General features: G+C 52.9%; 14 protein-coding genes. 5 read left to right on the forward strand and 9 right to left on the reverse strand.

Going from position 1 to position 23,546, the window contains the following annotated elements:
• Nucleotides 1–128 precede the first annotated feature (128 nt).
• Nucleotides 129–3,770 carry a cytochrome c biogenesis protein gene (locus SH287x_RS14450; RefSeq protein ID WP_479515032.1) on the reverse strand — a complete coding sequence of 1,214 codons (3,642 nt, stop codon included), beginning with the start codon at nucleotides 3,768–3,770 and terminating at the stop codon, nucleotides 129–131.
• Nucleotides 3,771–3,888: 118 nt separating this feature from the next.
• Nucleotides 3,889–5,067, reverse strand: coding sequence for a hypothetical protein (locus tag SH287x_RS14455; RefSeq protein ID WP_479515033.1), 1,179 nt, complete (start codon nucleotides 5,065–5,067; stop codon nucleotides 3,889–3,891).
• Between the two features lie 925 nt (nucleotides 5,068–5,992).
• Between SH287x_RS14455 and SH287x_RS14460 the strand changes: the two genes are divergently transcribed.
• Nucleotides 5,993–6,322 (forward strand): hypothetical protein, encoded by a 330-nt coding sequence (locus tag SH287x_RS14460; protein WP_479515034.1) that lies wholly within the window; start codon nucleotides 5,993–5,995, stop codon nucleotides 6,320–6,322.
• A gap of 177 nt (nucleotides 6,323–6,499) precedes the next feature.
• Here the strand turns inward: SH287x_RS14460 and SH287x_RS14465 are convergent, their stop codons facing one another.
• On the reverse strand, nucleotides 6,500–6,832 hold the full coding sequence (locus tag SH287x_RS14465; protein ID WP_479515036.1) for a DUF3467 domain-containing protein: 333 nt from the start codon (nucleotides 6,830–6,832) through the stop codon (nucleotides 6,500–6,502).
• A gap of 167 nt (nucleotides 6,833–6,999) precedes the next feature.
• Between SH287x_RS14465 and SH287x_RS14470 the strand changes: the two genes are divergently transcribed.
• Nucleotides 7,000–7,923 carry a type III pantothenate kinase gene (locus SH287x_RS14470; protein WP_479515037.1) on the forward strand — a complete coding sequence of 308 codons (924 nt, stop codon included), beginning with the start codon at nucleotides 7,000–7,002 and terminating at the stop codon, nucleotides 7,921–7,923.
• 147 nt (nucleotides 7,924–8,070) lie between these two features.
• Complete coding sequence (locus SH287x_RS14475) at nucleotides 8,071–9,504, forward strand: DUF1501 domain-containing protein (RefSeq protein ID WP_479515038.1); 1,434 nt, start codon at nucleotides 8,071–8,073, stop codon at nucleotides 9,502–9,504.
• Between the two features lie 98 nt (nucleotides 9,505–9,602).
• On the opposite strand, the gene SH287x_RS14480 is transcribed toward SH287x_RS14475, so the two are convergent.
• The 6 genes from SH287x_RS14480 to SH287x_RS14505 all read right to left on the reverse strand — a co-directional run bounded on the left by SH287x_RS14480 (nucleotide 9,603) and on the right by SH287x_RS14505 (nucleotide 17,787).
• Entirely contained in the window at nucleotides 9,603–10,691 is a 1,089-nt protein-coding gene (locus tag SH287x_RS14480) for a PA14 domain-containing protein (protein ID WP_479515039.1), read from the reverse strand.
• 660 nt (nucleotides 10,692–11,351) lie between these two features.
• On the reverse strand, nucleotides 11,352–13,310 hold the full coding sequence (acs, locus tag SH287x_RS14485) for an acetate--CoA ligase (protein WP_479515040.1): 1,959 nt from the start codon (nucleotides 13,308–13,310) through the stop codon (nucleotides 11,352–11,354).
• A gap of 327 nt (nucleotides 13,311–13,637) precedes the next feature.
• Nucleotides 13,638–14,981, reverse strand: coding sequence for a hypothetical protein (locus tag SH287x_RS14490; RefSeq protein WP_479515041.1), 1,344 nt, complete (start codon nucleotides 14,979–14,981; stop codon nucleotides 13,638–13,640).
• A gap of 323 nt (nucleotides 14,982–15,304) precedes the next feature.
• Nucleotides 15,305–16,624, reverse strand: a complete 1,320-nt coding sequence (locus SH287x_RS14495) for a Gfo/Idh/MocA family protein (protein ID WP_479515042.1) — start codon at nucleotides 16,622–16,624, stop codon at nucleotides 15,305–15,307.
• A 371-nt stretch (nucleotides 16,625–16,995) separates the two neighbouring features.
• The gene (locus tag SH287x_RS14500; RefSeq protein WP_479515043.1) at nucleotides 16,996–17,460 is read right to left on the reverse strand and encodes a hypothetical protein; all 465 of its coding nucleotides are present in this window, start codon (nucleotides 17,458–17,460) and stop codon (nucleotides 16,996–16,998) included.
• 51 nt (nucleotides 17,461–17,511) lie between these two features.
• A complete protein-coding gene (locus SH287x_RS14505; protein ID WP_479515045.1) occupies nucleotides 17,512–17,787 on the reverse strand; it encodes a hypothetical protein in 276 nt (91 codons plus the stop codon).
• 293 nt (nucleotides 17,788–18,080) lie between these two features.
• Between SH287x_RS14505 and ahr the strand changes: the two genes are divergently transcribed.
• Entirely contained in the window at nucleotides 18,081–19,100 is a 1,020-nt protein-coding gene (gene ahr, locus SH287x_RS14510) for an NADPH-dependent aldehyde reductase Ahr (RefSeq protein WP_479515046.1), read from the forward strand.
• A gap of 420 nt (nucleotides 19,101–19,520) precedes the next feature.
• Nucleotides 19,521–23,474: an inverse autotransporter beta domain-containing protein gene (locus SH287x_RS14515; RefSeq protein ID WP_479515047.1), complete on the forward strand. Its 3,954-nt coding sequence runs from the start codon at nucleotides 19,521–19,523 to the stop codon at nucleotides 23,472–23,474.
• Nucleotides 23,475–23,546: the final 72 nt, after the last annotated feature.

The raw sequence follows: 23,546 nt of genomic DNA on the forward strand, positions 1-23,546 counted from the left end.
TACCATAGAGCTGGCGCATTACGCTTTGCTTCATGCACACTACTGCATTGTCAAATGCTTAAAAGTAGGGTTAAACAGGTTGTAAAGCTAGTAGGGTGGGTTAAGGCTTTGCGCAACCCACCATCGACCTATCCTCTGTCAGAATAGCTGATCAGTTCAGGATAGCGATGAGCGCTCCACCAGAAGCGTTTCGGAAGTAAGCCCATCGCAATAATCGCCAGCTGGCTGAGCACAAACAGACCCAGCCAGAAGAGTGTGCCTTCTTTGAATCCATAAGAATGCAGGCCTACACCCAGTTCATTCACACCAAACCATGACCAGCTGACGACAATATTCCCCGCGACAGATAGCACAGCCAACCCACGTTCTTTCACAAGTCCACCCCAGCGTGCGTGCAATGTCAGAGCATTCCACAGCACGATCATCAACGCCCCGTTTTCCTTCGGATCCCAACCCCAGAAACGGCCCCAGGAATCATCGGCCCAAAGGCCACCCAGCACGGTTCCCACAAAGCTGAAGAAGATCGAGAAACACAGTACGCCGTAGGTCATTCGATAAAGTTCACGGTGCATGGTGGGATTCAGCGAAGGTGTCAACACGCCCCGCACCAGATAAATGAACCCCAGGAGTCCCGCGATATATGTGGTTGCATATCCCAACGTGATGCACGTCACATGGGTGGCCAGCCAGAACTGCGTATCGAGCACCGCCTGCAGCACATCAAACGTATCGCCATCAGCCGCCAGTCCCCAGGCAATCAGCAATGTGGCATAACCCGCCACAGCACCGATCACATTCCCGACCCCGTTGCGATAAATTGCTTCGAGCAGAATTCCCAGCAGCACGCCTGCCCAGCCAATAAACACTGCGGAGGAATACAGGTTTGTCACGGGTGGTCGACCCGAAATATACATCCGACTGAAAAGTGCAATGGTGTGCAGGATCACGCCCAGAATCAGCAGCGCCATCGCGGCCCGGCCCAATGGCTTTTGCCAGAAGAGCCAGGAAAGGACCGCCATCACAAATCCCGCCAGATAGATCACAGCGGCCTGAGTAAACCAGTCGACTCGGTTAAAATTGGCTTCAAACCGAACTTTGCTAAACGAAAAATCTTTGAAGTTCTGTGTCGCCAGCCAATCCCGGTACTGATAGACGGCGGTGTTAAATTCCTTCGGCTTATCACTGGCCCAGGCTGAGAGAATCGAGACCATGTGCTTCAATGCCGGGTCTTCGTCTGATTCTCGTAACAAGGCGATCCGAATCGTTTCCATCGTCCAGGCTGAGGTGAATGTCTGCCATTCCTCGTCTTCTGCCGTAGGGGGAACCACGAGCGGAGGAGGAACTTTTCGATTCTTCAGTTCCCGTTGTTTGGCAATGGCCCGACGGAGATCTTCTGCAGGATTTGTTTCGCCAATTTCAGGTAGCGCGAACGAAGAAAGCACGGTATCGAACAGCCCGATTTGCGACTCGAACTGCAACAATTTTTTGTCGAAGGTCGTTCTTTCATGAGCCGACTTTTCACGTGCCAGATCGGACTGACGTCCCAACTCCTGGATCTTGGGGAAGACTTCCATCGGGCTGTAGCGGAAGCCTTGTCGACGCTCCAAACCGAGCAGCGACAGCAGCTCAAAGTTTTCAATTCTCAGAACCTGATGCTTCCCGCCCACTTGAGGCTGTGCAATCAGATCGAGCAACCAGCGGACTGCCGGCTGAGATTTTCCATTGGCATCCGTATAAGTTGATTTCCCGCTGAGTACCTGAAGTGTTGTCCGCGCAAGCGTATCAAACGGCTTGGTTCGTCCTTGTGACACCAGCGGCAACTCACCAAATGCCTGCAGGTCAAAAGCCCCCTCAGCGACTCTGGCAGGAAGTGATGCGCGGAGGACATAACCGCCAAAAATCAGCAGTACCAGAACTGTTGGCACCCATCCCCAGACGCCATAATTTTTGGTCTGGCTCGCATTTTTAGGGGATTGGGAACGATTGGCCGGGCGACGGCGCGGGTCGGAAACTTCAGCCGCGTCAATCATCGGCATCGGTTCGGGCTTCTGAAACCGGTTCAAAAATCGGAGCAGCGTGATTGTGAACTGGGCCAGCATACCAATCGCGACAATCATGCAACTGACATAGGGAATCATCCAGCCTTCGTTGGCCACCACAGAGATGGTGGAGAACTCGTTACCTGTCTGTGGATTGGAAAAGTAACCTGTCTGATAGAACGTATCGCCGGCAAAGCGCAGCGGATTGTTCATCCAGACTTTCACATCACGATCCACATGGCGGGAGTCATCGTAGATGTGCAGATCCGAGGAAAAATCTTTGGGCGTCGTAGTTCCAATATATAGCTCACGCCGCACGTCTTTCAATGTGACGGAGTAAGGCTTGTAGTGCCTCTCGAAGCGCAAGGCGATCGTGTATTCCTTGCCATCGACCTTCACGGTATCGTTTTGTCCGCTTTCAGACAGCAGCGTCGAGATGAGATAGGTTCCCAGCGGGGTTCCATCTTTACCAATGAGTTTGACATACCCACCGGGCATGTCGACTTTCCCCCCCGTATCTGTCCCGGCGGATGGCTTGGCGGGAACAAGGCCAATCTTCAAACCTTGCCCTGCCGTCGCGGGGTTCTTCTCCAGTGACTTCACTTCGACGATGTTCGAGTTTTCATAGAATTCCGGCAGTTCAATCTGAAATGGCAAACGCTCATCAGAAAAGACCTGTGTTCTGGCACCGCCTGTGCTGCCGCCTCCCAGAAAAGCCGGAAGATATTGCCGCCAGCCAGAAGGTTCTCCCAGCAGGACCTTGCGAGGGATGACCGTCACAGATTCATTTTTGTCATCAACAGAATGACTGACAGCCAGTTCGACGGTCCGCACATCCTGTACATAATTTTGCGTCTGGCCTTCTGAAAGTGTCATCTGGGCTTCGACAGCTTTTGTCCCGACCAGCACTTCACTCAGCATCATCAACGCGATGCCGCCATGCAGTAAGACAATTCCCGCTCGTTGACCAAAGGCGAACAGGCATCCAATGAGCAACAATCCACCGGCCATCCCCCCTTTGGTCAATTGCCACAGGATTCGCATGGCGGAAGGACTGGGCGTGGCTCCGTTGCCGGGAATCAGCAACCAGATCGTGGCGACCAGCGCAATTCCGAAACCAAGGGCCAACAGCCCCCAGGTCACACGACGCGAGACGGGAACCCAGAACAGAGAGGCAAACAGCATGACAAAAATGGAGTAGACCGAGACCTTCAAGGTCAGCCATAGCAAGTCATAGAGCGATTTGTCTTCAGGCAGAATTCCATTCGTGGTATCGCCACTGACCACAACCACCCAGGTCATCGCAGCGCCGATCAGCAACAATCCCATTCCCGAAAACAGGCGAATTCCTTTGGCCTGAACCGTAAATCTCACGGCGTGCGCGGCCACCAGGTTGATGGCCATTAACGTGCCGATTAGCCAGCCGCCGGGGAAATAAAAACCGCCGGGAACTCTCGGCAAGCCAGGGAAAAATGAGGGGGGAAAGAAGATCTGAAATTTGATCCAGGCCACAGGAGTCCGGAAGTAGTCGCGGATCACCACCCAGATATCGTCTTCCACTTGTGCCAAAGTTCCCGCCAGCACAATGAAGATGGCCATCGCGAACAGAACAACCGTCAGCTTTAAAGAGGCCAGCGGAAGCAACAAGTCACGAACAAGGCTCAGCCCACTGCGAGGAAGAGCGGGTGTTGCGGAGAGTGGAGCGGAGCGACCAATCACTTCTGTGGCCATATTGCACGTTATCCTGACATCGCCAGTATTGGCGCGATCAAACGGTAAAGACGATGAATTCTCTGCTGCGTATCACGTTGCTGTCACGTGAGTCAAACCGGTTTATTGAAGCCGCTTCTTACTGAGGTAACTTCAGAGTCGAGACAAATTCGAGAAACCTTGGCTTTTCGGCCTGGGCCAGCTCACTCGCTCCCTGAAGCTTAACGAACCAGGTTCGCCCCTCTCGCGGGACAATCACGCCCAGAATGGTTTGCCCGGCTGGCCCCACCAGTTCCACCATTTGTCCCGGCCCGCTGGCTGTGTCTACGTTTTTCAATTCAGAAGTGAGAGTGGCAAGTTTCATTTCCGCCAGACCCACCTGATCCCGCCAGCGATTGACATTCTCCAGAATCCCGCCCGATTCTCCCGCCAGATCAATCAATGTGATCTCGATTTTTTCCGTGCCACGGGTCACTTCAAACGCCGCTTTGCGAAAGGCGTTCATTTTTCCCGGCTTCCATTCCGCGGGCGCTTTGAACTCGACTCCTGAGGCGACCGACGACTCATCACCAGCCGCTTTCTCAGGCATCGCCACATTTCCCGCAGGGGGCGCTGTTCTGGGCGGAGCAGAAGAACTCATTCCAGACGCAGGTCTTCCCATCCCCATGGAAGGCTGACCAGGAGCGCGTGAACCCGTCATCGAGACAAAGACGACGTCATCATCCCCGAGTTTCTCTGTCGACTGAACGACAGCAGCCCGATTCATCGGCCCGATTCCCAACTGGCCCTTCCAGCGAGCCAGATTGGCTTCAAGCTGTGAATCCCATTGCGATTCATCGCGAGGCAGCATGGAGACTGTCAACTCCACTGGCCCGGAGCTTTCATCCTGCACAACAATCGTCGCATACCGGAACTGGTCACCCGGCTTCTGGCTCCAACCTTCAGGAAGTGCCCATTCTGGCGATCCCTTTTCAGAAAACTTGACCTGCTGAACAAACTCTTTCCAGCGCTCTTTCCAGCGATCCACCACTTCGGGTGTGGTTGTCGCTTTGAAAAACCATGCCTGTGTTTGATGCGGCCAGATGGCTCCCCAGGTCACCGCAGGCTCCAGTGCCACTTGCGGCGCTTCTGCAATTTCCACGCTGCCACGTTCGACAAATTCCGGCTTAACCACGGTGTATTGCCGGATCACCGGCCCTTCACCACAACCCGTAATGCTACCTGTGACACCGCACAGCATCCCCAGCACCATCAGGGTTCTGGAAAACGCTGTGTTCAAGCACGTCACATTCAAGACAGACCAGTGAGCTGGTTTCATAGAAGTTGATCTTTGGAAGCAATGTCTCAGGGCAACTCTTGTTGCTGACCTGTTCGATTGTCAGGCAACAATGTCATCAGGCGGGAATGTTTATGAGAACGTGAACTGCGGGGTTGGAGGCGGGAAAGCAAGGCATCTCAGGCAGCGGCCGCTGGTGCGGTACACGTCCACACAAAGACTTTGCCCTGCGACGCATCAGCCATTGATTATAAACCAAACTGGCACGCCGAACCTACGCCAGGAATATCCCTTTCAATCCAGTTTCTTGAGATTGGCAATATCTCCACGCCCTATCCCACCCTCGCGATCACTCATTTTCACCCGGAAGACCTGCGAATCACCACCCCAGCATGCCCCTTGGCACGAGCACTAACTTAGTTTTGCTGCCTGGGTCACGTTTTTTGTCAACCAGGTGTCTGCCAACCTGAACAGGCGGGTTAGCGGATTGTTTCATCACTTGAGCATGGTTCGTTCAGGAAACCTGTGTTGAGGCGAGCGTCGTTTTTTCTCAACAACGGCCTAATATGTTAAAAGTCAACGGGTTAACGCGAGCCTCCTGCCACGAAACACCCCTAGCCGTTGCTGAACTTCAACGCGGTGGCACCTGCCGTGCAATACCAGCATCCCGTCAGAACGCCACACCTGACAAGCGTGTGAAGCCTCTTGAGTCTTCATGCAAACCTCTGTGAATCACTCAGCACATGAGTTTTCACGAGCCTCTTTCAGACTTCCGAGAGCGATTGCTCTCTTTTGTCCTCAGCTGCGCAGCGTGTGATTTGTCGGCCGGCAATCACGCACCCCGTTCGTTTGTCCTTGAGGTTGTGCCCTCAGGGATCGCCTTCACCTGATCATCAGGGAAAGCGGCAGTGCCGCCACGCACTGTGCCTTGCGTCTCATTAAACAGTTCACACAGAAAGTCTCTCACATGCTCCGTAACCTGCTCAACGATGAAAACGGTGCGATCATCTCCGCCGAGCTCGTCCTCGTTCTCACCATCCTCGTCATCGGCGTGATCGTTGGCCTCAGCGAAGTCGCTGTTGCTATCAACACCGAACTGAACGACATCTCGAACGCTATCGGTCGTCTTGACCAGAGCTACTACTTCACCGGATTCAAGGCCAACTCCGACAAGCTGAAGAGCTCAACACCTGGCAGCCGTTACTTCGATACCCCAGATGACTGCGACGTCAACGCAACTTGCGAAATCGTCTGCGGTGCTGGCGGCATCCCAGCAACAGAAGGCGGCGCTATCTAATTTCACTCGCCACCCTTCGGGAGTGGTAGTCTTCATGTGAAATCACGCTGACGGCCCGGAGATCTTCTCTGGGCCGTCAGTCTTTTTTTTAGCCCCTGAAATTCCCTCTCCCGTTTGCAGGGAAAGGACGTTTTCTCAAGTAGGCTCTGAGTGCATTTTGCTCCGATTGATGCCCTTCTACCTGGCTTCGGCTTGCGCTTGTGGCTTGGCTCGCTTGGTGACATCGGTTTCCAAGACACCAAAGTTCTGTTCATAGCGCTGAAGCGAAACTCCCAGAGCGGCCCATAAGCGCTTGGCGGTGTAATAATTCATCACCACTCGCTCGGAAATCTTGATGTTCCGTCCCACATTGGAGAACGGCATCGGATCAAGACCGAAATCGACAACAACTTCTTCAGGTGTCCCGGCAACCCGTGCGAAGTTCGAGTAGAGCGGCTTCAGGTCGGCGGGTTCCTGAACTTGAGGCTGTGCAACACCATTAGAACTGGTTGCGGGCTGTCCTTCGGCCATGTGGCATCCTTCCGTGTAGGCAAACAAATAACTATTCTGGACGTTGATCAGAACAACTGACAGAACTGGCACCCTGCGATTGCCATGGTGCGATTCTGACAGGATCATCGGGCGATTGCCCGTTTGGGTCAATTCTGTTTCTGGATATGTTTTTCAAGAAGAGTTTTATGGCCGGTTTGTCTTCCTCTTTGCCTCACGCTGGCGATGGTCTGCCGCCCGATGAACATGACTCCGTTGAATCGCTTGCCGGGGAGACTCATCCCGAGCCGGAACAATGGATTCTGGCGATCGATTCGGGAAACAGCCGAGTGAAGTTCGGTTTGTTTCTCGGTCAGCCGGGGCAATTATTCCACGAGCCTGTCGAATTTGTGGCGCATGATCTTCAGGCTCCGCTCCCTGTGAAACTTTTGGGTCAGTGGTGGAAAAATGCCAGCCAGGCAAAGCATGTCTGCCTGCATGTGATTGCTGGAGGATCGAACCCCAAAGCGCTGGATTGTCTGCTGGCGGAATGGCCGAGACCAACGGAAGGATCGCCTTCAGATGCCAATTTCTGGCCGGAACCGCATGTGGTTCGCAGCGGCTTGAAACTCCCGCTCATCATCAATGTCGATGCTCCTGAACGAGTGGGGCTTGACCGATTGTTTAATGCCGTGGCTGGTAACGCGATCCGTCAGCCAGGCCAGCCAGTAGTGTTAATCGATGCCGGAACCGCGACAACGATTGACTGGCTGAACGAAGAGGGTCACTTTTCGGGCGGGGCGATTCTCCCCGGAATCGAATTAGGGGCACGGGCACTTCATCAATACACCGCCCTTTTGCCTCTGGTCAGTCGACAGGAACTGAGCGCGCCGCATCCTCCCGTTGTTGGTCGCAATACCCGAGCCGCCATGTCGAGTGGTCTGTATTGGGGACATGTCGGCGCCATTCACGAACTAACGCGACGGATGGCAACAGGGAATATCGCACCTCTGATACTGCTGACGGGTGGAAGTGCCGGGATTCTTGCGGACGAGTTCCCCGAAGCGAGGCACATCCCCGCATTAGGTCTTTGGGGAATGATTCTTTCGCTCCCCAAATTGCAAAGGTCGTGAATGGCAACAGCAATAAGCCCTAAATAAGGCTCTTTGAGATCAAACTGTACAAAGTGGAGAGACTTCCTCTGGCATCTCACGGCGGTCAATGGTTGAATGGAAGGTCGGTTAACTTGCCAGAATTTTCTACTCGACGCTGAACCCACCATGCAGCACTGCCATCAATTTCGTGAACGTCCTGCCTCGCGTCGTGATGCCCTGGCGCAAATCGCCTGTGGATTTGGCGGGGTGGCTTTAGCTGGCCTCGCGACCGATCCCCGCTATGCGTTTGCAGGGGAAGCGACTGAAGAAGCACAAATTGCTTTGGCACTGACCCATCCGGCCAAGGCCAAAAACATCATCTTTCTCTACATGGATGGTGGCCCCTCACAGATGGATCTGTTTGATCCGAAGCCACGCCTTGCCAAAGAGCATGGCGAACCCATGAAGATGAAGGTGCAGGCCACCCAATTCGACAACAACGGCAAGATCATGAAATCGCCGTGGGAGTTCTCGAACCATGGCGAAAGCGGCTTACCTTTCAGTTCTCTGATCCCGCATATTGCTTCACATGCAGACGATCTCTGCGTCATTCGCTCGATGACGTCGGCGTTTTCTGAGCATACGAACGCCAACTACTTTCTTCATACCGGCCATGGACTTCAGGGCCGCCCCAGCATGGGAGCCTGGGTCTCCTATGGCTTGGGAACCGAGTGCCACAACCTTCCCGGCTTTCTCGTGTTAAACGGAGGGTTGATTCCGCCTGGCGGATTAGATTGTTTTCACAATGGGTTTCTGCCGGCAACGCATCAGGGGTCAATACTCAAAACCCAGAAGATGCCCATTTCTGATCTTGAACCCGCGCCGGGGCCGGTCTCTGCGCAGCGGCGCAAACTCGATCTTCTGAAACAGCTCGATATGGCGGCTTCGGCAAAAGCAGGCCGACCCGACGCTCTGGAATCAGCCATTGCGAATTACGAATTAGCCTTCAGAATGCAGACGACAGTGCCGCAACTGGTGGATCTTTCCACGGAATCTGAGGCGACTCAGAAGCTTTATGGCATGGACTCCCCATTTGCAGGCACCCGGACATATGCCCGGCAATGCCTGCTAGCCCGTCGATTGGTGGAAAGTGGCGTCAGGTTCATTGAACTGACTTGCCCCGGTGTCGGCGTGGATCGCTGGGATCAGCATGGTGGCTTAAAGAACGGCCATGAACTGAATTGCAAAGCGACTGATCAACCCATTGGTGCACTGCTGACGGATCTCAAGAGTCGTGGTTTGCTTGATGAAACACTGGTTGTCTTTGCCGGGGAATTTGGCCGGACGCCGATGGCACAAGGAGCCGATGGCCGTGATCATAACCCGTTTGGTTACACTGTCTGGATGGCTGGCGGTGGCGTCAAAGGGGGATTGGCTTATGGCGCAACCGATGAATATGGCTACTACGCTATCGATAAAAAGCTCGAGATCCATGACCTTCATGCCACCATGCTCTGGCTGATGGGCGTGGATCATACGAAGCTCACGCTTCGTTTTGGTGGCCGGGATATGCGTTTAACAGACGTCTTCGGCCACGTGACACACGACATTATTGCTTAGCGTGCCATTATGTAGCAGCTTAACTCAGTCTGATGCTTGCTTAGTGATAGAGATGACGTTCAATGCTTGCCAAATTCACTATTGGCTAAGTTCAGAACTTACTTGCGAATGGGTTTCCAGAGAGGAGGGTCATCCAGCAGGCGGTATTTATTCGCAAAGGCATCGCGATAGATACGTTCATAGCCTGTCAGAGACGTCGCGAAGAGTGGGAGAATGGGTGTCCCATCTGGCCGGAGTTTGTACTCCACGCCCTTCTTCTGGCACATCAGCAAACCACCGACAAGCCCGCCGGGTGTTTCGCCGATCAGAATGTCAATTTTCGTCGGCCCACGCAGATTGATCCATTTCCCTGCATATGCTGTTCGGTTGCCAGAAACCCCTGGGCCACCGAATTCCTGCCGTAGTGTTTTGTCGTACTCGCCTTTTCCGACATTGCACATCGGCACCCACGACCCATCAAGAACCGGTTGATTATTGATATAGACAATGAGCAAGTCGTCAAAGAAGCCGACAAATCGCCATTCCCCACTTCGGGGAGGAATGACAGTCCCGGAATAATGAACCATCCATCCTCTGGGATCGACCACTTTTTCAACTTTGAAGGCCTTTGGGGCATCGTTAGCGTTCGTCGATGCCGGGATAAGTAATTGAGAAAAAATAAGTTGCGTCGGAGCCTGATAATACTGTCTGGTCGAAACTTCCGAGAATCTGGCATTCGCAATACGGTTCACTTTTTCCATATAGTCAAGGAAAGAACCCGAGTAAGGAAGTTTTTTTCGATTTGAATCCTGCTTAAAGTCATAGAACTTTCCGATGAGTCCTTTCCCTTCCAGCGATCCTTTTTCGAGAATCTCTGTTCCCATCCCAAAGACTGTCGTTAATGCCCCACTTCCCCCGTCCTCACCGATATCCATCCCCAGGCTTTGTATTGTTTCTTTAGTGGGGCCTGGCTCCAGGATTTCTGTGAGACTCAGAAGGCTGTCTGTTGCTGTGGCCTGAGCATCGAGAACTTCTTCCTTCGCGACTTCGGGCTCTCGTGTGGAAAGATCGAATTCAATCATCTCAAGGTCGTCTTCCGCTGCCGGTACTTCAGAGGCCATCGTGAAAAGAGCCGAGATCTGCTCTTCTGATTGATTCGGGGCAAATGTGACGAGCGCGAGCAAGACGAGCAAAACAGAATGGAGCATTGTACTCGTGAGAAACGACCAGATGTCCGACGATTTAATTTGGTTGAACATCATGTGATGGCGATTTTCCCAAGCGGACTGATAAAGAAAATGTCTGCCGGATGACGGGCCCAGTTCTGGGTCGTCAGGTCATATCAATAGAGTCGAGTCCGTGTTTCGGAGCATGCCGTCAGCCAGCCGCGATTTGAATGGGCAACAGCCGATGGACCTCTTCACCATTTAAGAGGCAAATGGTATGCCAGAGTGCTGGCCGCCCTATCAACCCGGATTGGCGCTCAGTTCAAAGTGACGAGAAGGCAATCTGCAACGATCCGATGTCGGTTCTGTCGACAGAGTCGCAGAAAGTGACAACGGGAATCTGAGTTACGCCCAGTGAGTATCACCTGAGAAATCACATCCTGTGACCCGAAGTTCGGAATGGATTTTCTATCGCTCATTCACGTACCGCTCATTCAGACGAATGGGTTCAGTGAACTGACAGGCAGGACGATTCGTCGTCGACAGAGTTGATTGTTCTGAAGCTGGTTAAAAGTTGATTCCCGGCGTTCGGTTGAAAGCCGGGAATCAAGGAGGTCATTCTTAGATCAGCTCGCGCAGAAACCTTAATGCCCTGAAATTGACAACGTCATTGAGCTTTTTCACCGACAAGCTCAGGCGTTATCAGGCTTCGTCGCTATCGCGGAGTTTGGCCAGGATTGAAAGGTCTTCCAGAGTTGACGTGTCTTGAGTCGATTCACGTCCGGCAGCGATATCGCGGAGCAAGCGACGCATGATTTTTCCGCTACGCGTCTTGGGCAGCGCCGTGGTGTAGCGGATCTTGTCAGGTGTCGCCAGGGCACCGATGTGCTTACGAACATGCTGAGTCAAATCCGCCGTCAGAGAATCGGATCCTTCGGGATCAGCGGACTTCAACGTGACAAAGCAACAGATCCCTTCTCCCTTGATTTCGTGCGGGAAGCCCACGACAGCCGCTTCTGCGACAGCCGGGTGTGCGACCAGGGCACTTTCTACTTCCATAGTGCTGAGGCGATGGCCAGAGACATTGAGAACATCGTCCACGCGCCCCATGATCCAGATGTCACCATCAGCATCCCGGCGAGCGCCGTCACCGGCAAAGTAGGCCCCCTTGATAGTGCTGAAATAAGTCTCTTTGAAGCGATCATGGTCGCCGTAGAGCGTTCGCAGCATACTGGGCCATGGCTGCTTGAGGACAAGTAGTCCTCCTTCGTTCGGGCCGAGAGCTTCTCCATCCTTATTGACGATTTCGGGAACCACGCCGGGGAGTGGTCGGGTGCAACTTCCGGGCTTCGTAGCTGAAACACCTGGCAAGGGGCTGATCATGATTGCGCCCGTTTCGGTTTGCCACCATGTATCAACAATCGGGCAGCGTTCGCCACCAATCACACGGTAGTACCACATCCAGGCTTCGGGGTTGATCGGTTCTCCCACTGAGCCTAGCAATCGAAGACTGGAAAGATCCCGCCCCTGCGGCCAATGATCCCCCCACTTGATGAAAGCGCGAATGGCGGTTGGAGCCGTATAGAAAACGCTGACGCGGTATTTTTCAATAATCTCCCAGAAGCGGCCTTCATCTGGCCAGTTCGGCGCCCCTTCATACATAACGACCGTGGCCCCATTAGAAAGAGGGCCATAGACGACATAGCTATGTCCGGTGATCCAGCCAATATCAGCGGTACACCAGTACGTATCGTCCTCTTTCAGATCAAAGACCCATTTGCTGGTCATTGTTGCGCCGAGCAGATAACCCGCCGTGGTGTGCAGAACCCCCTTCGGTTTTCCCGTGCTGCCGGAGGTATATAGAATGAACAGGGGATGTTCGCTGTCAACGGGCACAATGTCGCAATAAGGGTCGACATCGCTCATCAGATCATGCCACCAATAGTCACGATCGGTCTGCATGCGCACCTGCTGCCCGGTACGGCGAACCACAACGACTTTCTCGACCGTAGGACTTTTGGCAAGGCTTTCATCAACAGCCGCTTTGAGAGCGACTTCTTTCCCACGTCGCCAACCGCCATCAGCGGTGACGATCACCTTGGCCTGAGCATCATTATTACGGTCAGCAACGGCATCGGCACTGAAGCCGCCGAAAATGATCGAATGGACGGCGCCAATCCGTGCACAGGCGAGCGTGGCGATGGTCAATTCGGGAATCATGGGCATATAGAGCGTGACACGATCACCGGTGGTCACGCCCAGCTTTTTCAGAACATTGGCAAACTTGCAGACTTCCCGGTGGAGATCGTTGTAAGTGAGCACGCGGGTTTCGCCAGTCTCCCCTTCCCAGATAATAGCGGCTTTATTCTTCCGCCAACCTGTGAGATGCCGATCAACGCAATTATCGCAGGCGTTGATCTGTCCACCGGTAAACCAGCGCGTGTCAGGCATCTGGCCTGTCAGGACTTCGCTCCAGGGGTTGATCCACTTCAGTTCGGCAGAAAGATCTCCCCAGAAACCCGCGGGGTCATCTTTCGCCCGATGCCACATCGACTGATACTGTTCTTCGCTGGAAATATGGGCAGCGGCCGTGAACTCAGAGGAGGGATGAAACTTGCGAGTTTCCTGGAGCGAACTTTCGATACTGCCTGCGGTCGTCATACGGTCGCTCCGTGAGTGCCAATCTTTGGGGGTTGAAAGTCTGTCTGGCCAATGAATTATCGGTCGCGGGAAAATACGAAAAATGTCGAGATTCATGCGTTCCCGGAAAGCTCATCTGTTGGCCATCTCTGAAGAATCATGGCGTTTGATTTTTTTATGACCGGCCGCCCTGGCGGAGTTTCCCGGTCATTTTCAACGTTCTGATTCTTGCGAGATACACCGCTGGGAGAAGCTCTCTAAGCACTTATCAAAAAATAAGCACTCGACGCTAAAACCTGAGAGTGTAGGTTGATTTTTGTGGAAGTGTCAATTGCGCGGAGCACCGAATCAAGGCGTGGTGAATGTCCAACGAATCTCCCGCTTCTCGGCATTGATTTGAAAAGACTCTTTGTCCAGCGACATATCATCGACTGAGGAACCTTTCAATTCCGAAAGCTTTCGGACGAATGTCTCCAGATTATCCACTGGCCCCAGTTCAATGACCGTTTCCCCGTTCGTCAGGCTGCTGACATATTCTGTCAAATCGGGACGAGGCGAGGCACCGACAGCCCGTTCAAGAATCTGCGTGAGTTCACGGCCTGAAAGGGGACGATTCAAAATGATCGTCACTTTTCCCTGCGGGCCGACTTGGGGTAACTGGCGGATGGATTGAGTGGCAAGCACCTGTGCCATCTGGGCGTATTCATGACCCACCTGAGACACACTTTTGGCGACATCATCTGGAGTGCCAGCTTGTTCCAACCTGGCAATGTTCTCTTCCAGTAAATCAAGATGAGTGTTCAACAGAGGCCTCAGTTGCTCCCAGTCAATCTTGTCGAATGTCTTTGCCCACTCTCGTGAAGACCGCAGAAATTCGGGCCATGCCTCTGCCATGGTGCGAGGAACCCAGGCTCCTTCCACCTGCACCATTTCCACTTCCTGCGTGTGGCCACTTTGAGGGTCATGTAGACTGATCACAACCGCTTGGGGAGAGGTGTTCTCATTGGACGCCCCCTCTGCGGCATCTCGAGCCTTGACCTCCAGTCGCTGGAATAATTCAAAGGGAATTTCACCGCGCAGTTCGGCTTCATAGGCAATGCGGCCCATGATTCGCCGACCAGATTCTCGCAATAGTTCGGCAAATGAACTTCGGCGAAGATGTTCCAGATCGATCATGCGCGAGGATGTCACGACATGAATCAAGCTCAACGCTTCGTTCAAATTTTGTTTAACGAGAGCGACATTGGTATCTGATGAGGGTGAAGCCGGCTTCAACGTCTGGACATACAAATCTAACTTGGTTTCAAGTGCCGAACTGAAGCGACCTGTCAGATGAAGCAACCGAGACCAGACACGGCTATCCATTGACCAGACGGCGCCGCGCATGACCTCACTGAGATCCTTCTGCCAGGATTCCGGCATGAAGAGAATAAACCGTTCTGGTTGACGCTCACGGACACCATCAACCAGGTATTGCGCTGTTTCTTCAGCCGTGGCCCCGCGAGGCAAAACCGGGGTATCAAAAGCAAGGGGAGCAGGTGGCGGTTCATGGGGAGGGCGAACAAATTTGCGAAAGCTGTGATCAGGTAATTTTTCCTGATCTTCACGGGTAAACTGAGGCTCGTCCTGACAACCACTGCAAAGACCGATTGCCATCGCCACTGTCAATACCGCAATCAGGCGGACTGGCAAGCTTTTGTTAACACTTTTCGGCTCGCATGATGAACGGAATGCTTCAATTCTCTTCTGTGAGAAGATCATGTGGGTCAATCCAACGACTGAGGATACCAGGAGTCCATGGCGCGAACCTGCACCCACAGTGTGACAGAGATGCTGGCGTCAACCCAATCTTAGCCGATTCCTTAACTCACCGGCAGCCTTGTTGAGCTGCCGACAAGAGATTCCTGAATCGGCTTTATTTCGTCGGGAAATAGTCCCAATTCTCCCGCGTCATCATGGCAGCCTGCTCGATGGCGATTGTGCAATCGAGCAGGAGCCATGGAACGCACCAAGATTTAGACGGCCCAGTTTCTCTCAGGGCGTGAACAGAGCAGGTTTGCCTCAGGATCATTCACAAAGGTTTCATTCTTGGGATCGAATGTGAGCTTGCGTTTCAGAATCCAGGCAATTGCTGCCGCGTGACTGGCAATGTGTGACCGCCGCATAACATCGGGATTGGCCGTCGTTTTTTCTCGCGTTCGCATGCAATCAAAAAAGTTTCTGGCATGTGTCGAGACATCCAGCCCGCGAACACGTTTTTCGGCGGGAGGTTGATCTTTGGCAAGAGCTTCTGGTTGAACGACAATCTCGCCACTGTCACCCGTTTCAACCCAACCTTCGTCTCCGATAAAGCGAACCGGGCAGGTTCCCAAGCGGGTGATGTATTGAGGTGAGCGTTCACCAAAGGGGGTTTCCAGGAAATCAACAATCAGCTTCACACCATTGGCATAGGTACAAAGGATGGCCTTCTCCTGGGGTTCATAGGTGATTGGCGTGGTGTCGTCGGCCTGGTTGGCCCATTGGCAGAGATCGATGGTGTGAGCGCCCCAATCGAGCAGGCGGGCACCGGAGTCAAAATCCCACTGACCGCGCCAGCCGCCATCGACATACTTCTGATTGAACGGCCGCCAGGCTGCTGGCCCCAGCCACAGGTTCCAGTCGACATCCTTTCTGGAAGGCGTGGTCTCGGCAGGAAGCCAGCTGTTCTCGAGCACCGGCAAATAGACCGATGCGTGCATGGTATGGAGCTTGCCAAGCTTGCCGCTCTGAGCAAATTCAACGGCCTTCTGGAAATTGGGAACGCTTCGCCGTTGGGTTCCCGCTTGAAAGACACGATGCTGGCTGTGCATGGTGTCGGCCAGTTGCTGACATGCCTGAATGGTAATGCCACAGGGCTTTTCACTGTAGACATCCTTCCCGGCCTTGGCAGCGAGGATCGAAGCTGCCGCATGCCAACGGTCACCCGTGGCCACAATGACAGCGTCGATATCCTTACGATCCAGGAGTTCGCGGAAGTCGCTGTAAAGTCGGCAATCGCTGGTTTTGTAATGCTCATCGACCAGTTTCTTACCGGCATCCCTCCGCTTGGCCTGAACATCGGCAATCGCGACACATTGGACATCGGGAAACTGGAGCATGGCTTTCAGGTCGTAAGTACAACGCGGGCCAATGCCAATCACTCCCAGCGTGATCTTCTCGCTAGGGGCCGTGGCTTGCTCACGCCCCAGAACATGCGCGGGAAGGATTGTCGCCGCAGCAATGGCGGCTGTGCTGGTCTGAAGAAAAGTGCGACGGGAAGTTGTACTGATGGGCGAAGTGACAAAACGCTGCGGCATGGCTTTCTCTCCTCTGGTGCAAACACGTGAGTCCACATCATATGCGAAAGGGTGTATGTGATGACAGCGTGACTTTTAAAGAACAACCAATGAAGAAGACTCTTTCGGTCGTTTTATTTCAGATCGTTATCTGGAATGGTGAGTTGAAAGAAGCCAAGCCTGCCTGACTCCCAAGCTGCAGACAGGCCACACCTGATCGCCATCTCTTGTTGTGAAACGTATCAATAACAGAAGAGAAATTTCGGATGCCTCTGCTGGCTTGGCCCAATCCCACTCCACCCGGACTTCCTTCACGACTGGTTCGACCAATCACCACATCAAAAAACTCATGCCGATCAGAATAGGGACAAGTCAGAAGGGGCGACTCTTCTCTAAATCGCAAGGACTTCATCCGGCATCACTGTGTAATGACAGCGTTCTCGAAAGAAAAAATCGTGATGAATGATGTCACTTGCATGAATAGTTTCATAGCGTGCGGGCGGGGACTGGCAATTACCATCCCAGTAGCCATACAGTTCAATCTTGTCGTTCTGATGAAACAGGCTGAGCAGAAACTGATGCAGCGACTCATGGTCAGCCTGTGTGTCGGCTCCAAAGTCGGGATCCGTTCCTATGAGAAACTCTTCTGGCCAATCTCCATTTTGAAATGAGAGATGGCGAAAACCACATCCACAGTGTTTGGAAGATCCAATGTAACGAACATTGGACAGTGAAAAAGCCGTGCAAATAAGATCATCATGATTTAGTCGCGAAGCTGTATGCAGCGCAGGTTCAGATTCGTTCCAGGGAATCTCAGATTGGATATGCTGAGCAGCAAGATAAAGAAGGAAGCACATGCGGGGGCTTTCTTGTGATGATTTTGAAAACCACCTGGGATGCGGTGGCATTTAGCTCACACGTCTACGTACGAGACGCCAACCCGTTGACTCGACAATAGCCCACGAGTGATGTTTGATTTTTCCTCTGCCATGGATACGGGCGGCAATCCACGGTGTTCCGTATTTGTCGATCTCATAGACGCGAGAGGGAAAATGCCTTTCGATGAGGATTTTCATGAACGACAAACTTTCGCGATGGAGCGTATAGCCTAGGCGTTGCCATTCCTCCGGCAGCGAAATGAATCGCACCAGATCACCCACTTTGAGCTTTCTCGGATCAGGCATAGTTTTGTCTACTGAGTATCTTGAGTACATCGCTTTGTTTGAGGATTTTTCCACAAGAAGGTTCAGGGGCTGAGTCCTGCGTATCACGGCGATGTTATGGAGTTAATGTCGCCTTAACGTCCTAGGTTGTCAGACTTAACAACCGATTCAATCTGAAGTTTTGACTTTGACAAAGCACTCTCTGTAAAAGAATTTTGAGTTGCAGGATTGCTTGATTGTGAAAGAATGGCTGCCTGTGATGAGTTCGCCAGCAGACAATGGTGACGGAAGTGTCCTTAACATCGAGGGTTAATATGACATCGACGGTCAGAGCCTATGCCGCAACAGCGATTGGCCAGCCCCTGGAACTGATTGAAATCAAGCTCGGAGAACTGCCCCCCGGGCAGGTGGAAGTGCAGGTGGAATCGTGCGGCATCTGCCACTCGGATCTCTCGATGCTTCAGAATGACTGGGGCATGACTCAATTCCCGTTTGTCGGTGGGCACGAAGCCATCGGGAAAATCGTGGCCGTGGGCGATGGCGTGGATTCATCACGAATTGGCCAGCGAGTGGGCGTGGGTTGGACATCCCGCAGCTGCATGACATGCTCAACTTGTTTGAGTGGCGATCACAACATGTGCGCAACGGCTGAAGGAACCATTGTTGGCCGGCATGGTGGGTTTGCTGAACGAGTTCACTGTCAGGCCGAATGGGCACTCCCGCTGCCGGAAGCTCTCGCCCCTCTGACATCCGGGCCGCTGTTTTGTGGGGGAATTACGGTATTTAACCCATTTCTCCAGTTTGGGATTAAGCCAACTGACCGTGTGGGAGTGGTTGGAATTGGTGGTTTGGGGCATATGGCGTTGAAGTTTGCCCGTGCCTGGGGCTGCGAAGTAGTCGCCTTTACCTCCAGTGATTCCAAGCGTGATGAAGCGATGGAACTGGGAGCACACCGGGTTTTGAATTCGCGTGATGATGCGGCATTAGCCAAGCATCAGGGGACGTTTGACCTCATCATCTCGACGGTGAACGTGTCACTCAACTGGCCCCTTTATATCAATCTGCTGGCCCCAAGGGGACGGTTGCACACCGTGGGCGCCGTTCCCGAACCGATTGGCCTGATTGCCTTTCCGATGATTATGGGTCAAAAATCCTTCTCAGGATCTCCCACAGGCAGCCCTGTTTCCATGGCCAAGATGCTGAACTTCTGCGAGCGTCACCAGATTGCTCCAGTGACCGAGGCATTCCCTCTCAGTGAGATCAATCAAGCCTTTGATCATCTCAAATCAGGGCAGGCACGGTATCGCATTGTGCTGGATGCAGACTGGAAATAGCCGTCACGCTGATGAGTGATTTCTGAGCAAAACAGGGTCAAATGTGGCCCTGTTTTCGCTTTTTGGGCATGCCATCGGCTAAAAACGCCGAAATCGCTTCAGTCATGAAACTTCAGGTCTCAAGAATCCTGAATTCCGGCTCCGTTCTTGCCTGATTGACGTTGCCCCATTTATTTCATGCCCGTTAAAAAACCAAACGTCAGTCGGCTCGTGTTGATCATGAGCAGAATGTGATTGTCGGTTGTCTTCTGTTTCTCGATTTTTCTGCCTGATTGCTTCCACATCTCTCCTTGCCTGTCACAGCCTTGGGGCTGATCTCCTGCCTTAACAATCGAAATGAAGGTTTTCCTGATTTTCGATCCCTGTCCGAACTGTCTCACCTGTTCGAGCCTGCCCTTCGCCACCACCTGAGGTGTCTCGATGTCTCATTTTGCGCGCCGATTGTTTGCTCATGCGATCCAGCACCGTACAAGCTGGCTTTCGGCTGGAATTTGTCTTGCTGGTACCGTTCCTGTAACGGTCGCCACTTCGACTCCTGCTGCCGCCCAGGACTGGCTGGCTGACTCCACGATGAATGTTGGCTCCTCGCTCTATGAGGGAGGGGCATCAACGCAAAGTGGTCAAGCCATGGGAACCGCGTTCCGGGTTGGACACTTCACCGGCCCCTGGATTGGCCGCCAGGAGTCCATTACTCCCGTCGAAATCATGCCTTACGGCTTCATCGACAACTTCATGGTGTTCGGTGACCTGCGTGGTTTCCGCTCGAACTCTGATAAATACGGCGCTAATGTCGGCGGTGGTGCCAGGTACTACATTGAAGGCATCGACCGCATCATTGGCGTGAATGCCTACTTTGACTATGACGAAACCAGCGGCGCGAAATTCAGCGACTATGGTTTTGGCCTGGAAACTTTGGGCCGTTATTGGGATGCCCGTGTCAATGCCTACATCCCTGTGGGTTCAACGGAGGAAATGATCAGCCAGAATGTGGTGAATGGAAGCCAGAAATTCCAGGACTACCGGATTCTGTTTGATCGCCAGCGCGTGGTGGGTATTGCTCCGAAAGGATTTGATGCCGAAGTCGGGGTTCCGCTCTTCTTCAATGGTTTTTTTGAACGACATGATGTTCGTGCCTATGGCGGTTTTTATCATTATCAGCACGAGAGCATTGATAGTATCTGGGGTTGGAAAGGGCGGCTTGCTGCCAATGTGATCCCCAGTATTAATGTCGGTTTAGAAGTCGCCAACGACGCGGTTTTCAAAACGAACGTCGCATTTAACGTGCAGTGGACTTTTGGTGGTTTCCGCCAGGGAGACAGCGAACGCAAAACACAAATCGACCGCATGACGACCCCCGTCCGGCGTAGCTATAACGTCGTGGTCGCTCGCAACACAGTTATTGATGAAGATATCGAGGCCCGCGACCCAGACGGAAACCTTTACAACATCCAGCACGTTGACAGCAACTTTGTAGGGGTCTCTGATGGCACGGTAGAAAACCCCTGGACGACAATTGCCCAGGCTCAGGCAGCCCTTAACGAAGATATCATTTTCGTTCACGCCGACAGCGTGTTCAATAACCCTGGCACGATCAATCTGGATCCCGGAATTCGTGTCCTGGGTGAAGCCAGCACGATTGATCATTTGATCAACGTCCAGGGACTGGGCAATATCCTCATGCCTCACGCCACAACGGGCGTGAACCGGCCTGTCATCCAGAACACCGTGGGCAATGGTGTCGTGCTCGCCGCGAATTCGGAATTCAGCGGCTTCCTCGTCGATAACCCCAGCGGTTTCGGGATCTATGGAACAGGCAATCTGGGAGCGTCATTTATCCGTAACACCTCTGTTACGGGAAGCGGTCAGGCAGGAATCTCTCTCCAGGATACTCAGGGCGCATTGAGTATTCAAAACTCGACGATTGGTGATCCCGATGGGAATGCCAACGCCCTGGAAGTGTTAGGTGGATCATCCAGCATTTCATTCACCGGAAACGCCAATTCCAGTGCGAACGACATCACCAGCACCGGCGGAGCAGCCTTGCTCGTTCAGGGGATGACAGGCGGCTCTGTCAACCTTTCAGGCTCGCAGATCCAGAACGACAACGGTCTGGGCGTACAAGTTCTGAACAACGGTAGCGTGGTGACCGTCGATGAAGCCACGATCACAAATAGCACCGGCACCAGCGTGCTGGTCGACAACGTCACCCGCAATGTGACATTCCGTGGGCCGTTGAACATTACAAACCCTGGTGATGATGCGGTCGTGGTGCAAAACACCGCCGCGGGAACCACAGTGGCATTCACCGGCAACAACAGCACCAATGGAACATCCCTGATTATCACCGGCCGCGGTGGACAAGGGATTAACCTGAATAATAATGCGGGTGATGTAACCTTCTTCAATGAAGTCCGCATGTCGGGAAGCGGAGCTGTGGGCGACGCAGGGATTGACTTTCAAAATAACTCTGGAAATGCGTCGTTCCAGAATGTCACCATTCAAGACAGTGGCGGTGACGGCATCCGTATCGGTTCAACAGCGGCGGGAAGCAATAATACAGGCCTCTTTAACATCTCGGGGAACACGGATATCAGAGGAGCGATCGCTGGCCATGGCATCGTAATCACTGATGATGATGCAGCAGTCACGATCGGTACCGCCGCATCAATCACAAATATCTCTGGTCGAGGATTGTCGGGCATCAGCATCACCGACACCAATGCTGATGTCACATTCCTGGGCGCAATTTCCATTAATAATCCCAGTGGCAGCGCGGCCCCTGCCATCGATATTCAGGACAATATCACCGCAGACATTCTCTTCAGTAATGTATCGATCACAAATGCAACAGGCGGCCCCCTTCTCCCCGGTCCGGTCACTGGTGGAGCCGGTTTAAATCTGATCAATAACGAAAGTAACGTTGCATTTAACTCCCTGAATGTTATCACCGTCGACGGTATCGCCGTCTATGTTGATAATGCGGACAGCCTGGCAATCGGCGGCGGCATTATCAACTCGACCGAAAGTTCCGGTGCCGGAGCTAATGGTCGCTCAGCGGTAGTGATTACCAACACGGGCATGAGTGTGACATTCGACTCGGTCTCGTCCAATGGTGCTGACGAAGCCGCGATCCGATTGATAAACAATACAGGAATTAATGGCACTGCCGATGCCTCTTTCACAATCACGGGAAACACAAACACCATTGGCGGTGGTGTGATTGAGAATGGTGACTCAGACGGTATCTATCTTTCTAATACCGGTATCGTCAGTTTGAACGGTATGACGATCAATGATAATGCTGGTGACGGAATCTATGCCCAGAACATGGTTCAGCTCGACGTGTTTGGAAACACGATTGGCGGAACGATCACCGGCAACGGTGGCAACGGGGTTGAAGCTCTCAATGTCGATATCGTCCAAATTGGAGGGATGCTATTCCAGGCTAACGGTGGAGTAACCGACACACCGGAAATTCTGCTGCGAGCTAACACCGCATCAACGACCATCCCCACCGGAGTGTCAACCGTTGCTTACCAATGGAGCGTTGCAGGAAACGTCATTACAGAACAGGGTGGTGACGCCATTCGTGTTGTTTCGGAAGCAACCAATGTTGGTGGATTGTTCCTGAATATCGGTGGCCCCAATAACTTTGATACCCTCTTTCCACAACGTCCGGGGGCACTGTTCAGCGAAGGTAACACGATCACTCTCAACTCGGACATTGACGGTGCCGCCGCTGTGAATGTTCAGTGGAATAATGCGATGTCGGCCAACGCTCAATGGAACGACATTACGATTACCGGGACTAATAACGGTAACGAGCGGATCGGCATGCGATTCGCCTCAAACAATACCACGCAGCCACACTTGATCTCGGTGCTCGACAATCGGCTGATCTCGACTCGGGAAAACACCACCGGATTTGACTTCTCTCATGCGGGGTCATTAAACGCCACGATTGCACGTAATACCGAGCAATTTACATCAACGAATGGCTTCGCTACTGACTTCAATCGCGCGATGCGATTCAATATCGGTAACAACTCCATTCTGGATATTACCGACAACTTCACCACCGACAGTGATGATGGTTCCCAGGGGATGTTGTTTGAAACCGTGGGTGTGGGAAGTCGGTTCTTTATTGCTCGCAACGATATCAATTTCACGAATAACGGAGGCCTCTTCTTTGAAGAAGGGATCGTCTTTGAAGCCGTCACGGGGGCTGGTTTCATCACCTTTGTTGGCGGTGACGACCTGAGCAACAACAACACCGTGACCTTTGGAAATGCGTCTGTACCTGGGAGTGCCTTCCAGTTTATCTCTGGAAATGCGTTAGGTCAGATTCGCGTGAACGGGATTCTGGTGCCTTAACTCACAACCTCTTTTCGATCACTGGCCGTTTGAGAAGAGACTTGTGATAAGTACGCGACTCGAATTCGCGTC

The sequence above is a fragment of the Planctopirus sp. SH287 genome, assembly GCF_056500625.1.